The organism is Variovorax sp. Varisp46, from assembly GCF_059491885.1.
In genome coordinates this window covers 2,629,894-2,643,929 of sequence record NZ_CP168515.1, presented here as the reverse complement: position 1 = coordinate 2,643,929, position 14,036 = coordinate 2,629,894, and the positions used below count along the sequence as shown (strand labels likewise).

General features: G+C 69.2%; 12 protein-coding genes. 6 read left to right on the top strand and 6 right to left on the bottom strand.

Annotation, left to right across the window (positions count from 1 at the left end):
* The first annotated feature begins 102 nt into the window (after window positions 1–102).
* From cobW to ACEN9N_RS12520, 4 genes are all read left to right on the top strand, one after another.
* Window positions 103–1,170, top strand: a complete 1,068-nt coding sequence (cobW, locus tag ACEN9N_RS12535) for a cobalamin biosynthesis protein CobW (RefSeq protein ID WP_495656175.1) — start codon at window positions 103–105, stop codon at window positions 1,168–1,170.
* A 12-nt stretch (window positions 1,171–1,182) separates the two neighbouring features.
* Window positions 1,183–5,004 (top strand): cobaltochelatase subunit CobN, encoded by a 3,822-nt coding sequence (gene cobN / locus ACEN9N_RS12530; protein ID WP_495656174.1) that lies wholly within the window; start codon window positions 1,183–1,185, stop codon window positions 5,002–5,004.
* Window positions 5,001–6,056 (top strand): magnesium chelatase ATPase subunit I, encoded by a 1,056-nt coding sequence (locus ACEN9N_RS12525; protein WP_495656173.1) that lies wholly within the window; start codon window positions 5,001–5,003, stop codon window positions 6,054–6,056. The genes cobN and ACEN9N_RS12525 overlap by 4 nt, the downstream gene beginning before the upstream one ends.
* A 224-nt stretch (window positions 6,057–6,280) precedes the next feature.
* On the top strand, window positions 6,281–6,709 hold the full coding sequence (locus ACEN9N_RS12520; protein ID WP_495656172.1) for a vWA domain-containing protein: 429 nt from the start codon (window positions 6,281–6,283) through the stop codon (window positions 6,707–6,709).
* Here the strand turns inward: ACEN9N_RS12520 and ACEN9N_RS12515 are convergent.
* The 5 genes from ACEN9N_RS12515 to ACEN9N_RS12495 form a co-directional block, all read right to left on the bottom strand.
* Window positions 6,679–7,191 carry an SET domain-containing protein gene (locus ACEN9N_RS12515; protein WP_007839124.1) on the bottom strand — a complete coding sequence of 171 codons (513 nt, stop codon included), beginning with the start codon at window positions 7,189–7,191 and terminating at the stop codon, window positions 6,679–6,681. The two genes, ACEN9N_RS12520 and ACEN9N_RS12515, sit on opposite strands and share 31 nt — an antisense overlap.
* 25 nt (window positions 7,192–7,216) lie before the next feature.
* Window positions 7,217–8,152, bottom strand: coding sequence for an ABC transporter substrate-binding protein (locus ACEN9N_RS12510; RefSeq protein WP_495656171.1), 936 nt, complete (start codon window positions 8,150–8,152; stop codon window positions 7,217–7,219).
* Between the two features lie 22 nt (window positions 8,153–8,174).
* A complete protein-coding gene (locus ACEN9N_RS12505; protein ID WP_495656170.1) occupies window positions 8,175–9,026 on the bottom strand; it encodes a PA4780 family RIO1-like protein kinase in 852 nt (283 codons plus the stop codon).
* On the bottom strand, window positions 9,023–10,096 hold the full coding sequence (locus tag ACEN9N_RS12500; RefSeq protein WP_495656169.1) for a GNAT family N-acetyltransferase: 1,074 nt from the start codon (window positions 10,094–10,096) through the stop codon (window positions 9,023–9,025). Before ACEN9N_RS12500 ends, ACEN9N_RS12505 begins: the two co-directional genes overlap by 4 nt.
* A gap of 565 nt (window positions 10,097–10,661) precedes the next feature.
* Window positions 10,662–11,051 carry a DUF427 domain-containing protein gene (locus ACEN9N_RS12495; RefSeq protein WP_007839128.1) on the bottom strand — a complete coding sequence of 130 codons (390 nt, stop codon included), beginning with the start codon at window positions 11,049–11,051 and terminating at the stop codon, window positions 10,662–10,664.
* 316 nt (window positions 11,052–11,367) lie between these two features.
* On the opposite strand from ACEN9N_RS12495, the gene ACEN9N_RS12490 reads away from it, so the two are divergent.
* Together ACEN9N_RS12490 and ACEN9N_RS12485 are read left to right on the top strand one after the other, a co-directional pair.
* Window positions 11,368–12,315, top strand: a complete 948-nt coding sequence (locus tag ACEN9N_RS12490; RefSeq protein ID WP_495656377.1) for a Bug family tripartite tricarboxylate transporter substrate binding protein — start codon at window positions 11,368–11,370, stop codon at window positions 12,313–12,315.
* Between the two features lie 45 nt (window positions 12,316–12,360).
* The gene (locus ACEN9N_RS12485; protein ID WP_413316188.1) at window positions 12,361–13,011 is read left to right on the top strand and encodes an FABP family protein; all 651 of its coding nucleotides are present in this window, start codon (window positions 12,361–12,363) and stop codon (window positions 13,009–13,011) included.
* A 42-nt stretch (window positions 13,012–13,053) separates the two neighbouring features.
* On the opposite strand, the gene ACEN9N_RS12480 is transcribed toward ACEN9N_RS12485, so the two are convergent.
* A complete protein-coding gene (locus ACEN9N_RS12480) occupies window positions 13,054–13,971 on the bottom strand; it encodes a LysR family transcriptional regulator (RefSeq protein ID WP_495656168.1) in 918 nt (305 codons plus the stop codon).
* Window positions 13,972–14,036 lie beyond the last annotated feature (65 nt).

The following is a 14,036-nucleotide window of genomic DNA, read 5'->3' as shown; positions in this document are numbered from 1 at the left end:
GGGGGAGCGGCGCATCCCCTGGAAAAATCCGAAGCAGGCGCGCCGCTGGGCGCCTGGTTCTCGCTCACCCATCCCCTTGCCAGCGGCGCCTCGAACACATCCATGACACAAGCAAACAACGCCAAGATCCCCGTCACCATCGTCACAGGCTTCCTCGGCAGCGGCAAGACCACGCTGCTGCGCCACATCCTTGGCAACGCGGAAGGCCGCCGCATCGCGGTGATCGTCAACGAGTTCGGCGAGCTCGGCATCGACGGCGAGATTCTTCGCGGCTGCGGCATCGGCTGCGACGATGAAGGCAACGAGCGTGCGGGCGCGCTCTACGAACTGGCCAACGGCTGCGTCTGCTGCACTGTGCAGGAAGAGTTCCTGCCCGTGATGCTGCAGCTGGCCGAGCGCCGCGGCGAGCTTGACGCGGTGCTCATCGAGACCTCCGGCCTCGCGCTGCCCAAGCCGCTGGTGCAGGCCTTCCAGTGGCCGGACATCGCCAACATCTTCACTGTGGATTCGGTGGTCACGGTGGTCGACGGCTCGGCCGCCGCCTCGGGCCAGTTCGCCGAGAACCCGCAGGCCGTGGACGAAGCGCGCCGCGCCGACCCCAACCTCGACCACGAATCGCCGCTGCATGAGCTGTTCGAAGACCAGCTTTCGGCCGCCGACCTCGTGGTGCTCAACAAGACCGACCTGATGGACGACGCCGCGCGGGCCAAGGTCGAGGCGCTGGTGCGCGAGGAGTTGCCGCCCGAAGTGAAGATCGTCGCCGCCACCGAGGGCAGGCTGCCGCTCGCGTTGCTGCTGGGCCAGGGCCGTGAGGCCGAAGCCACCATCCACCTGCGCGAGAGCCACCACGACCATGAGGAAGACCATGATCACGACGAGTTCGACTCGCTCGTGATCGAGCTGCCGCCCGTGGACCGCGACAGCCTGCTGGCTGTGCTGGGCCAACTGGTCGAGCAGCACACCATCTACCGCGTGAAGGGCTTCGTCGCCATTCCGGGCAAGCCGATGCGCCTGCTGGTGCAGGGCGTGGGCCGCCGCTTCGACCACCACTTCGATCGCCGCTGGCGCGATGGCGAGGCGCAGCGCACGCGCCTCGTGTTCATCGGCGAAGACCTTGACGAAGCGATGCTGCGCAAGGCGCTGGAAGAGGTGAGCGCAGTCGCCGCCTGACCACCTGAACCGATGCACTTGCTGAGCACCCAGCCCGGACGCTTCGTCGAGGACGACAGCGTCGTCACCCGCCTCGACCAGACGCCGGGCGACATCGTGGTGCTCAGCTCGGCCGACACCACGCTCGCGCTGCTCGCGGCCGCGCGCACTGCGCTGGCGGTCACCGACCCGGGCTACCCGTCGCTGCGGCTGGCCAACCTGATGCACCTGCGCCAGCCGGCCTCGCTAGACCTGTACATCGACGAGGTGCTGCAGCACGCGCGCGTGGTGGTGGTCGACCACCTGGGCGCGGAATCGGCCTGGGCCTACGGACTCCAGCAGCTCGAGAAGCTGGCCAAACGCAAAGGCCAGCAGCTCGCCATGTTCTCCGGCGACCTGCAGGAAGACGAAGACCTGCTCGCGCGCAGCACGGCGCCGCGCGCGGTGAGCCGCCAGCTGTGGCAGTACATGCGCAGCGGCGGAGCGGGCAATGCGATGCAGTTCCTGCGTGCGGTGGCTTTCCACGGGCTTGGCCACGGCGAAGCGCCGCTGCCGCCGCGCAGCCTGCCGCAGGTCGCGCTGCATGTGCCGCAGGGCATGGGCGCGGCGCATGCCGTCGCCGGCATCGACGACCTGCGCGCCGGCTGGCATGCGGGTGCGCCGGTGGTGGCGCTGGTGTTCTATCGCTCGCATCTGCTGTCGGGCAACACGGCGGCCTTCGATGCGCTCGCCGCGGCGCTGAGCGCCGAGGGGCTCAACCCGCTGCCGGTGGCGCTCGATTCGCTGAAAGACCCGCTGTGCCTGTCCACGCTGCGTGCGCTGTGCATCGAGCACGACGTGCAACTGGTGCTCAACACCACGGCCTTCGCGGCGCTGGGGCAGGGCGCGCAGGATGAAGACGGCGAAGCCCTGGCCCTGGCCGGCGACGCGCCGGTGCTGCAGGTGATCGTGAGCGGCGGCAACCGCGAGGACTGGCTGGCCGACAGCCAGGGCCTGCGTCCGCGCGACATCGCCATGCAGATCGCGCTGCCCGAGATGGACGGCCGCATCGTCACGCGCGCCGTGAGCTTCAAGGGCTTGTTGCACCGCTGCGAACTCACGCAGACCGAGGTGGTCAGCTACCAGCCCGAGCCGGACCGCATCGCCTTCGTGGCCGAGCTGGCGCGCCGCTGGTGCCGGCTGCGCAGCCTGCGCGCCGACGAGAAGCGCATTGCGTTGATCCTTGCGAACTACCCGGGCAGCGAGGGCCGTATCGGCAGCGGTGTGGGGCTCGACACGCCGGCTTCGGTGATGGCGATCCTGCAGGCGATGGCGGCCGAGGGCTATGCGTTGGGCGAACCCGGTGCGATGCCCGCCGACGGCGATGCGCTGATGCGCAAGCTGCAGGAAGGTATTGCGAACGATCCCGCGCAGTGGGCTGCGCGGCCGGCGTGGCAGAGCTACGGGCTGGCCGAGTACCGCATGCGGCTCGCGTTGCTGCCTGAAGGTATGGCCGACGCCATCGACGCACGCTGGGGCCCGCCCGAGCAGGACCCGATGCTGCGGCGCGATCGCTTCATGATCGCTGGCCTGCGGCTGGGCCGCGTGTTCGTCGGCATCCAGCCCGCGCGCGCGCTGGGTACCCTGGACATGGCCGACTACGCGAGCTACCACGACGCCGAACTGGTGCCGCCGCACAGCTACCTCGCGTTCTATTTCTGGCTGCGCGATGCCTTCGCCATCGACGCGGTCGTGCACGTCGGCAAGCACGGCAACCTCGAATGGCTGCCGGGCAAGAGCATCGCGCTGTCACGGGCCTGCTGGCCCGACGCGATCCTCGGGCCGCTGCCCAACGTGTACCCCTTCATCGTCAACGACCCCGGCGAGGGTGCGCAGGCCAAGCGGCGAACGCAGGCGGTCATCGTCGACCACCTGATGCCGCCGCTCACGCGCGCCGAGAACCATGGCCCGATGCAGGACCTGGAGCGGCAGGTCGACGAGTACTACGACGCGTTGCTGGCCGATGCGCGCCGCGCGAAGGTGCTGCGCGCGCAGATCCTCGCGGCGGTGCGGGCGCAGCATCTGGTCGAAGAGCTGGGCGGCCTGCCGGGCGCGGAAGACGATGCGGTGTTGGCGCGCGTGGATGCCTACCTGTGCGAGCTGAAGGAAACGCAGATCCGCGACGGGCTGCATGTGTTCGGCGCGTCGCCGCGCGAGCGGCTGCGGCGCGACACGCTGCTGGCGCTGTCGCGCTATCCGGCTGCGGACGGCGCGGGCGCGAATGCCGGGCTGCTCGGCGCGTTGTCGCAAGACCTGTTGCCGGGCGAGGCGTTTGACCCGCTCGACATCGACGCGGCACAACCGTGGCTGGGCGCGCGTCCCGCGCTGCTGCAATCGGTGAGCACCGATGCGTGGCGGCATCAGGGCGATACGCGTGAGCGGCTGGAGCTGCTGGCGCAGCGCCTGCTGGAGGACAACAACTGTCCGTCCGGCATGCCGCATACCGCTGCGGTGATGGGCCGCGTCGAACAAGATCTCGCCCCCGCGCTCGACGCCTGCGGTGCGCAGGAGCTGCTGCAGCTTTCACGCGCCCTGCAAGGCCGCTTCGTTCCGCCCGGACCGAGCGGCTCGCCATCGCGCGGCCGCCCCGACGTGCTGCCCACCGGGCGCAACTTCTACGCGGTCGACACCCGTGCCATTCCCACGCCCACCGCCTGGATGCTCGGCCTCAAGTCCGCCGCGCAGCTGGTCGAGCGGCACCTGCAGGAGCACGGCGACTATCCCGCGGCGCTGGGCCTCTCGGTCTGGGGCACGGCCACCATGCGCACCGGCGGCGACGACCTGGCGCAGGCCTTCGCCCTCATTGGCGTGCGGCCGAAGTGGGCGCCGGGCAGCCAGCGCGTGGTCGATTTCGAGGTGCTGCCCACGGTGGGCCTCGGCCGTCCGCGCATCGACGTCACGCTGCGCATCTCGGGCTTCTTCCGCGACGCGTTTCCCAATGCGGTGCAGATGTTCGACGCGGCCGTGCAGGCCGTCGCCGCGCAGGAAGACGAAGACGCCGAGCGCAACCCCGTCCGCGCGCGCATCCTCAGCGAGGCCGCCGCGCTCGAAGCGCAGGGCATGGCGCCCGAGGCCGCCCGCACGCAGGCGGGCTGGCGCGTGTTCGGCTCCGCGCCCGGCAGCTACGGCTCCGGCCTGCAACGGCTGTTCGATCATGGCGACTGGCAGACCGACGACGATTTGTCGAAAGCCTATGTCGGCGGCAGCGCCCACGCCTACGGCCAGGGCAGCGACGGCGTGCCCGCCACCGGCGCGCTGGTGCGCCGCCTGCGCGCGATGAACGTCGTGCTGCAGAACCAGGACAGCCGCGAGCACGACCTGCTCGACTCCAACGACTACTACCAGTTCCAGGGCGGCATGGCCGCCGCCGTGCGCCACCTGAGCGGGCGGCAGCCGGCCATGTACCACGGCGACCACGGCAACCCGCAGGCGCCGCGCGTGCGCACGCTGAAGGAAGAAATCAGCCGCGTCATCCGCGCGCGCGTGGTCAACCCGAAGTGGATCGACGGAGTGAAGCGCCACGGCTACAAGGGCGCCTTCGAAATGGCCGCGACGGTGGACTACCTGTTCGGCTTCGACGCCACCGCGCGCGTGGTCGGCGACCACCAGTACGCGATGGTGGCGGACGCCTACGTGCTCGACGAAGCCACCCGCGACTTCGTGAACACACACAATCCGCGCGCGCTGCACGACATGCTCAGCCGCCTGCTCGAGGCCATGCAGCGCGGCCTGTGGCAATCGCCCGGCGACTACAAGGACCAATTGCAAAACCTGCTGCTCGGCCACGAGCAGCAGATGGAAGGACTTTCGCGATGACCACTGCCGCCCCCATGCCGGTCCCTTTTCCTTTTGCCGCGATCGCGGGCCAGCCGCAGCTGCGCCAGGCGCTGCTGCTGGCCGCTGTCGATCCGGGCCTTGGCGGCGTGCTGATCGAAGGACCGCGCGGCACCGCCAAGACCACCGCTGCGCGCGCGCTGGCAGAGCTGCTGCCGCGCGCGCCTTTTGTCACGCTGCCGCTGGGCGCGAGCCTTGAAAGCCTCGTGGGCACGCTCGACCTCGGGCAGGCGCTGGCCGGCCACGAACTGAAGTTCGCGCCCGGCCTGCTGGCGCGCGCGCACGGCGGCGTGCTGTACGTCGACGAGATCAACCTGCTGCCCGATGCGCTGATCGACTCGCTGCTCGACGCCGCGGCCAGCGGCGTCAACGTGGTGGAGCGCGACGGAATTTCCCACCGGCATGCCGCGCGCTTCGTGCTGGTCGGCACCATGAACCCGGAAGAGGGCACGCTGCGCCCGCAGCTGCTCGACCGCTTCGGCCTGTGCGTGCAGCTGCGCAACATCGAGGATGCCGCAGAACGGCAGGCCATCGTGCGTGCGCGGCTGGCCTTCGATGCCGATCCGCAGGGCTTTCGCACGACGCATGCGAAGGCGCAAGCCGAACTGGCAGCCGCATTGGTCCGTGCGCGCGCCCTCGTGGCCGATGCGACAGCGCTGCCGTATGGCGATGCGGTGCATGAGGCGGTCGGTGCGCTGTGCATCGCAGCCGGCGTCGATGGCTTGCGCGCCGATCTCGTGATGCTGCGCTCCGCTCGCGCGCTCGCGGCCTGGGACGGGGCGGGCGCCATTACCACTGGCCACGTGCAGCGCGTGGCCGAAGCCGTGCTGCTGCACCGGCGCAGGCCCGAAGCCGAGGCTGCGCCATCGGCGGCTCCTCGCTCCGCAATGCCCGACGCGAATCCGAACGACGCCGCGAACAGTGCGGGCGATGAAGACTGGGGGGCCATGCCGCCCGAGCCCGTCGGCATCGAGCGCGTGAAGCCGCTGCGACCGCTGATCGCTCCTGCACAGGCCGCGTCAAAAAAAGCCTGAGCCTCCGGGACGCCGTACCCACTGGCGCACGCCAGGGTGACCGGAGGCAGGGCGCGCAGAGGGATGCATGGCGCGGCCCCGCCTCGCAGGGCGCGGCCTTCGACTGGCCGCGCACCTTCGCGGCGCGCGGTGCCGGCCACCTGCGCCCGGAGCACCTGCGCCGCCGCCCGCAGCAGGCACGCAGCGGCGCGCTGCATTGCTTCCTGCTCGACTGCTCGGCCTCGATGCGCAGCGACAGCAGCCTCGCGCGCGCCAAGGGCCTGCTGCTCGCGCTGATGCAGGAGGCCTACCAGCGCCGCGACCACGTCGCGCTGCTGTGTTTTGCCGGCGAGGTGGTCGAACTGCGCCTGCCGCCGCGCCGCGCCAGCGCCTGGAACGACGACTGGGTCGCGCCGATCGCAGCGGGCGGCGGCACGCCGCTGGCATTGGGCGTGCAGCGCGCGGGGCACCTGCTGGCGAAGAGCGAGTCGCGCCAACGCTGGCTGTGGCTGTTGACCGATGGCCGCAGCAGCGAAAACCCCGCGCGGCCCGAGGCCGCCGACATGGCCTGCGTGGTGGACTTCGAGACGGCGCGCGTGCCGCTGCACCGTGCGCGGCAGCTTGCCACGCATTGGGATGCGCGCTACGTCGTGGCCTCGAACCCGAACGCTTGAGCGTCTTGCCCGGCCGCTGTTTCGACCGGCGCCAGCATCGTTCCCCGGCAACTGGGCGAGCCGCAATGGCACGGGTACTTCGACGGCGGCGAGCCGTCGTCCGCGGTCAGCGAATAGTCGATGAATAGCTCGTCGCCTGCGTCCACGGCCATCAGCGTCTGGAACTTCAGCACCATTTCGCCGCCCTCGTCGTATTCCTCGACGGCCTCGCAATTCGGCTCGCATGAATGGTTCAGGTGGCGAGTGGCGTTGCCGCCCTTGGCGCCGTCGATGGTCTCGTGGTTCGACAGCGTGAACAGGTAGGTGAGCTGGTCGTCCCAGACCTTGGTGGCGATTTCGGCCTGGGTGTAGCGGCGGCCTTCGTAGAGGCCGAGGAAAGCTTCCGCCGGCAGGTCGCGCGTGGCGAAGGCGCCGAGGCCGTGCACGCCGCTGGGGCCTACCCGGACGAAAGGAGTGGAGGAGGTTTGCTTGCGATGCTTCATGGCGGAAGGGATGAGTCGTCGGGTGTCAGGGCTTCGGTGCGCCCAGCGAGGCCAGGCAGCCCACGATGGCGTCGGCCGCTTCGTCCAGCCGCGGACCGGGGCGCATCATCAGGTCGAAGCGCGCCGAGGCGAAGCTGCACACGCGCCCGCGCTGGATGGCCGACATGGCCGACCAGCCGGGCCGCGAAGCCATGGCGGAGATTTCGCCGAGCGCCGACACCATCAGCACGTCCGGATTGGCGCGTACCACGAACTCGGGGCTCATCTTCGGGAACGGGCCGAGTGTGCCCGGCACAGCGTTGCCAAGCCCGAGGCGGGCCAGCGTCTCGCCGATGAAGGAGCTCTCGCTGGCCGCGGCCATGCCGCCGTGCACCTCGAAGTAAACGCGACGGCCTTGCCAGCCAGCCGGCACGCGGGCCTTGGCGGCGTCCAGCCCGGCGTCGAGCCTGCGCCAGAAGGCTTCGCCCGCTCCAGGCCGGCCGGTGGCGCGGGCCACGGTTTCCATCACGCGGCGCATGTCGGCGTGGGTCTTGGCGTCGAGCGCCAGCACCTTGATGCCAAGGCGCTCCAGCGGTTCGGCAGCGCGGCTGCGCGGACGCAGCAGCACAAGGTCGGGCTTGAGCGCGACGATGCGCTCGATGTTCGCGTCGTCGATGCCGCCGACCTGCGGCAAGCCCTTCACCGACACCGGCCAGTTGGCATGGCGGTCGATGCCCACCAGCCGGTCGCAGGCGTCGAGCGCGCAGACCGTTTCGGTCAGCGAGGGCATCAGCGACACGATGCGCCGCGCCGGCGCCTGCAGTTCGAGCGTGGTGCCGCGGTCGTCTTCGAGGCGGATGCCCGCCGCGTGCGCCACCGAACCGAAGCCCAGGGCCACGAAGGCCGCGGCCTTCGCGATTTGGCGGGCGGCGGAGGCAAACGGCGGGTGCGGGGCAGGGGGCGGCGAGGTGGTGGGGTTCATCGGGGCGGGCGTTGTCAGCCCGCTATTGTCGCGGTGCCTGCATGCGCAGGCGCCGCGCCGCTTCTTCCTCGCGCGCGTCGTCCACCTCGCGCATCACGTTGCGCAGGTCGACCGGGCCGGTCTCGCGCACGAACGTGCCTGTCAGTTCCGTCTCGGGGCGCAACAGGCCGCGTTCGTACAGCTGCCAGATCTCGTCGCCGTAGTGCGTGCGCAGCAGCGCGGGCGCGAACTGGCCGAAGAAGTTGCGCAGGTTCTCGACGTCGCGCAGCAGCATGCGCCGTGCGTGGTTGTTGCCGGCGGCGTCCACCGCCTGCGGCAGGTCGATGATCACCGGGCCGTCTTCGGCCAGCAGCACGTTGAACTCGGAGAGGTCGCCATGCACGATGCCGGCGCACAGCATGCGCATCACCTCTTTCAGCAGGTTGGCGTGGTGGCGCAGCGCGTCTTCGGGCGAGAAGACCACGTCGTTGAGGCGCGGGGCGGCGTCGCCGTGGGCGTCGGTCACCAGGTCCATCAGCAGCACGCCTTCGAGGAAGTTGTGCGGCGTGGGCACGCGCACGCCCGCGGCGGCCAGGCGGTAGAGCGCATCGACCTCGGCGCTCTGCCAGATGGCCTCGGTCACCTTGCGGCCGAAGCGCGTGCCCTTGGCCATGGCGCGTGCCTCGCGGGTGTTCTTGACGCGCCGGTTCTCGGTGTAGTCGACGGCCTGGCGGAAGCTGCGCTTGTCGGCTTCCTTGTAGATCTTGGCGCAGCGCGTCTCGTCGCCGCAGCGCACGACGTAGACCATGGCTTCCTTGCCGCTCATGAGCTGGCGCACCACGGTGTCGATCAGGCCCTCGTCGATCAATGCCTGCAGTCGCTGGGGTGCCTTCATGGCCGTGCCTCCAGGAAGGTCCGCAGGCTTTGCGTGTCGATCTGGTAGAGGCCGTCGTGCTTGTGCGCGGCAAAGCCGAGCCGGTGGTTGATGGTGAGCATGGGGGCATTGACTTCGGCGTTGTGGGTCACGGCGAGCGTGACCTCGGGGTGGCGCTCGCGCACGAGCTGCAGCATGGCGGCCTTCACGCCCTTTGCAAGGCCCTTGCCGCGCCACTGGCGCGCGACGGCCGTGAGCCGCTGTTGCAAGCGGTCGGGGAAGCGCTGGTTCCAGGAGGCGTCGCATACCGCGACCACCTCGTCCCCGTCGAGCAGGAGCACGAGAAAGTGCTCGCCCCCGCGGCGGTCCATGTCGGCGTACCAGGGCGGGAAGTCCTCCAGGTCGTAGCGCAGCGGCGGCCGTTCGAGGTTGGTGGTGGGCGCGTCGTTCAGCAGCGCGGACAGCGGCGCCATCAGCGCAGCGAGCCGCTCGAAGGGCACGCGGCCCGCGTGCACCTCGGCGCGCAGGCCGTGGGCGGGCGCGAAGCCATCAGCGCGCCAGCGGGCGAGCATCTGCCAGTCGAGCCCGGCCAGGGGCATGCGGTTCTCGACGCTGCGGTGCTTTTCGACGGCGCCGATGGCCTGCAGGAAGGCGTGGCCGTCGGGCAGGTGGGTCTTGATGGTTGCGACGGACTTGCAGTGCATTTCCATCAATGCCAGCAACGCGCGAAGCAGCGTGCTCGCCACGCCGCGGCGCCGGTGCGGACGCAGCACGCCGCCCCAGGCTTCGAGGAACGGTGCGAACGCCTCGTGCCCGGGCGTGCCTTCGCGGCGGAAGCTCGCGCTCAGGCTGCCGATGAATTCGCCGTGTGCGCCAACGGCGAGCACGCGATGAACGGCATACAGCGGGCCGGGCTGCAGCACGTTGTGCCGGGTGTCGGCATCGGGAGGAACAGGGTCGCCGGGAAAGTCTTCCGCGGCGCGCAGGCGCCAGTAGGCGAGGAAATGGCCCCAGTCGGTTTCGGAAGCGCGCTGGGGATCGAACACGGTGGTCACGGTATGCCGCGCAGGTGCGGCACGGTTTTCAAGCATGGTCGTTGGCCTTGATTCGACAAATGAACGGGGCGCTGCCGGCACGTGCGTACCGGTAGCGGCGTTTGAATCGGGGCGGTTTGTGGTCGTCGCGGCGGGTGATGGCCGCGCGGGGCAGACCGGCTACGCGGTCGACGCGTGAACGATCAGTTCAGATGAGGCCCGGCAAACCGCACGTTGGTGGGGGCTTGAATTGCAGTGTCTTCCATCGCGCACCTCCGCTTTCTGTGTGGTTGTCGAAGCGACGAATGTAGCTGGCTTGCCGCGTGCTGTGAAGTGCGGTGTGGTTTTGACGCGCGCATCGTGACCGCCCTCGGCCACGGAACGGCCTGACGGCAGGTCAGCCGGAAGCCGCGCGCAGCCTTGCCGCGAGCTGGTGCGCTTCGGCGGTGGTGTTGATGTTGGTGAAGCCCATCAGCAAGCCTGCGCCACGGTGCGCCGCAATGGCGCTGTTCGCCGGCTTGTAATCGGCATGTCAGCCGTTGGCTGGTTGGGCTTTTAGCGCACGCCGAGCCGAACACGGTGACGCTCGCGCCGGTCAAGACCGGCGAGGTGAGTTCGCGCTCTAGGCAACCCGCTCTTCGATCGGCCCCACGCGATCCGGATAGAACGCCAGGTGGTCCTTGATCTGTGCGACCGGCTCGTAGGGCGACTCGTAGGTCCATACCGCATTCACCGAGCGTTCGCCGCCCGCAGGAATGCTGTAGTAGTTGCACTCGCCCTTGTACGGGCAATAGGTCGCGTGTTGCGTACGCTCCAGCAGCGACATCCTGACGTCCTTGCGGGGGATGTAGTGCACCGTTCCGAAATGCGTTTCGCGCAGCGTCAACGCTTCGCGCGTGTCGGCGATGACACGGCCGTCGACCGACACCACCACGCGCAGCGGGTTCGGTGTGATTGTGATCGGATGATCGGGGCCGGGGGTCTTGATGGTGCGTTCCGCGGTAGCGAACATGAGAATGCTCCTTCGGTCAGATCGGGTTGACGCAAGATTCGGCGGATGCGCATCTTGCCGCGATGCGATGGCAGTTTGAAGCCCCTGCACAATTGGCCCGTTCGCAAAGTGGTTAAAGGCCATCGAGCCCATCGGAACCGCTCTGGAAGCCTTTCGACTTCATATTCGGACCTGGATTTGCGAGGTCTCGATGTGCAGGATGCGTGCGGTCACGCTTGTGTGTCGTTCGCGCATCAGTTCTTGACAAAGCGCAGGCCGTATCGTTCGGGTAAATCACTAGTGAAAGACTGAAGTGAAGAAGAACTACAAGCTCGGCATGTTGTTGCTTGCCAGCGTGTTGGCCGCCGGCGCATGGGCTCAGGACTGGCCCGCGAAGCCAGTTCGCGTCATCGTGCCCGCACCTGCAGGCAGTTCGCTCGACCTCATTGCGCGGACGCTGGCCGACCGCCTGCGCGTGATCTGGAAGCAACCCGTGGTGATCGAGACCAAGGCGGGCGCGGGCGGCCTGATCGGCATGGACACCGTGGCCAAGGGGCCGCACGACGGCTACACGCTGGGCATCGGTTTCAACGGCCCGATTGCCTTCGGCCCCTACATGTATGCGCGCATGCCTTATGTGCCTTCGCGCGACCTGGTGCCCGTCGTGCTCACGACCTCGCAACCCAACGTGCTGGCGGTGCAGGCGAACAACCCCGCGAACACGCTGCCCGAGTTCGTCGAATGGGCGAAGAAGCGGGGCGACAAATTCAGCTATGCGTCGGTGGGCGCGGGCAGTTCTTCGCACCTCACGATGGAGCTGTTTCGCAGCGTGGCGCACATCGAGGCGGTGCATGTGCCTTATGCAGGTTCGCCGCCCGCGGGTCTGTCGCTGGCGGCGGGCGACACGCAGGCGTTGTTCGCGGTGGCGCCCGCGCTGCTGCCGCTGATCCAGGGGCAGCGCGTGAAGCTCATCGCCATCACGAGCGCCACGCGTTCCGAGCTCATGAAAGACCTGCCCACCGTGGCCGAGTCGGGCTATGCCGGTTTCGAGGCGCTGGCCTGGAATGGTTTCTTCGCCGCCAGCGGCACGCCGCCCGAGGTGGTGCGCCGCATCAACGCCGACGTCAACGAGGTGCTGCGGGAGCCGGCCGTGCGCGAACTGCTGGCCAACCAGGGGCTGGTGGCGGGCGGCGGCTCGCCCGAGGAGTTCAAGGCCTTCATCGACAGCGAGGGCCGCAAATGGGGTGCGATCATCGCCAAGGTCGGCATTCGCCTCGACCAGTGACATTTATCCGCACGCCACAAGAGAAGATTTCATCAGGAAAAGAACATGGAACAGTTTCCCCGCGACATCTACACGGAACCCGAGCCCGATCCGCACACGCTCGCCAACCTCGGCCCGCTCGCGGGCCTGGCGGGCCTCTGGATCGGCACGGCCGGCCACGACGTGAGCCCGAAGGAAGACGGCCCCGAGGCCGAAGCCTTCATCGAGCACGCGGAGTTCCAGCCCATCGATGCACAGACCAACGGGCCGCAGATCTTCTACGGGCTGCGCTACCACCTGCGCATCGCCAAGCCCGACGAGGTGGAGACTTTTCACGACCAGGTCGGCTACTGGCTGTGGGAGCCCGCCACGGGCGCACTGATCCAGACGCTGTCGATCCCGCGCGGGCTCACGGCCATGGCCACCGGCCACGCGAAGCCCGGCGACCGCAGTTTCAGGCTCGAAGCGGTGCGCGGCGGCGAGACCAACGGCATCGTGGCCAACCCGTTCCTGGAGCATGCGTTCAAGACGCTGCGCTACAGCATCGAGGTGTCGATCCATGACGATGGCAGCTGGTCCTACGAACTCGAGACGGTGCTGAGCGTGCGCGGAAAGCCCGAACCCTTCAGCCACACCGATCGCAACACGATGCGCAAGATCGGGGAGCCCACGCCGAATCCGACTGCGCGTGCCGCGATGGCGAGCGCCGTGGGCTGAGCGGCTATCGCCAGCTGGTCCTGGCTTGCTGCGCGCCGGGCATCAGTCCAGCCGCAGCGACCCCAGCCGCGCGACGATCAGGTCGTGCAGCGTCTGCGCCGCCACCGACAGGCTGCCTTCGCGCCGCTGCACCATGTAGAGCGTGCGCGTGAGGGAAGCCAGGGGCAGTGGCCGGGTCACCAGCGTCTCGCGCTGGAAATGGAACAGTGTGAGGGCAGGCACCACGCTGATGCCCAGACCGGCCTCGACGAGGCCCATCACGGTGGCCAGGTGCTCCACCTCGAACACCGCATTCAACCTTTGCGGATGCAGCGCCGCGTCGAGCGCCTGCCGCACGCTGCTGTTGCGCGCCATCTGGATGAAGGGGTAGGGCGCGATCTTCTTCGCCGTGAGGCGCGGCTCGCGCGCGAGCGGATGGTCGGCGCGGCACACGAGGTGGAAGCGGTCGGTGCAGAGCTTGCGTGCGCGCAGGTCGCCGTCGGCGGTGCCTCCGGCGCCCGATGCGGCGAGCGCGAAGTCGGCCTGGCCGCTGCGCACCAGCGCGATGCAGGCGTCGGACAGCGCGTCGTCCAGGTCGATGCGGATGCCCGGCCAGGCCTGCATGAACTCGGCGAACACCGCGGGCAGCCAGCCGGCCGCGAGCGAGGGCAGGGCGGCCACGCGCACGCGGCCCTTGCGGCGTTCCACGTGGTCGGCGAGGTCGGCCATGGCGCTGCCCATATCGTCGAGCAGCCGGCGCGCGGAGCCCTCGAACAGCCGGCCCTCGGGCGTGAGCTGCACGCTGCGCGTGTCGCGGTCGAACAGACGCGTGCCGACCGCGTCTTCGAGTGTGCGGATCAGCGCGCTGAACGCGGGCTGCGAAAGGTGGCTGCTCTGCGCCGCGCGCGTGAAGTTGCGGTGCTCGGCCAGCGCGAGAAAGGCGCGCAGCTGCCGCGCGGAGAGGTCGGGCGTCTTTCTCATGTCCTGGATGTCGGTGGCCGGCTTGTTATTTGAAACTCGGATCAATCGATCCGGATTTTCGATTT

Coding starts and splice junctions, on each gene's coding strand:
- ACEN9N_RS12525 (WP_495656173.1), top strand. CDS start 5,001: ATGACCACTGCCGCCCCCATGCCGGTCCCTTTTCCTTTTGCCGCGATC.
- ACEN9N_RS12520 (WP_495656172.1), top strand. CDS start 6,281: ATGCGCAGCGACAGCAGCCTCGCGCGCGCCAAGGGCCTGCTGCTCGCG.
- ACEN9N_RS12480 (WP_495656168.1), bottom strand. CDS start 13,971: ATGAGAAAGACGCCCGACCTCTCCGCGCGGCAGCTGCGCGCCTTTCTC.
- cobN (WP_495656174.1), top strand. CDS start 1,183: ATGCACTTGCTGAGCACCCAGCCCGGACGCTTCGTCGAGGACGACAGC.
- ACEN9N_RS12510 (WP_495656171.1), bottom strand. CDS start 8,152: ATGAACCCCACCACCTCGCCGCCCCCTGCCCCGCACCCGCCGTTTGCC.
- cobW (WP_495656175.1), top strand. CDS start 103: ATGACACAAGCAAACAACGCCAAGATCCCCGTCACCATCGTCACAGGC.
- ACEN9N_RS12515 (WP_007839124.1), bottom strand. CDS start 7,191: ATGAAGCATCGCAAGCAAACCTCCTCCACTCCTTTCGTCCGGGTAGGC.
- ACEN9N_RS12485 (WP_413316188.1), top strand. CDS start 12,361: ATGGAACAGTTTCCCCGCGACATCTACACGGAACCCGAGCCCGATCCG.
- ACEN9N_RS12505 (WP_495656170.1), bottom strand. CDS start 9,026: ATGAAGGCACCCCAGCGACTGCAGGCATTGATCGACGAGGGCCTGATC.
- ACEN9N_RS12500 (WP_495656169.1), bottom strand. CDS start 10,096: ATGCTTGAAAACCGTGCCGCACCTGCGCGGCATACCGTGACCACCGTG.
- ACEN9N_RS12495 (WP_007839128.1), bottom strand. CDS start 11,051: ATGTTCGCTACCGCGGAACGCACCATCAAGACCCCCGGCCCCGATCAT.
- ACEN9N_RS12490 (WP_495656377.1), top strand. CDS start 11,368: ATGTTGTTGCTTGCCAGCGTGTTGGCCGCCGGCGCATGGGCTCAGGAC.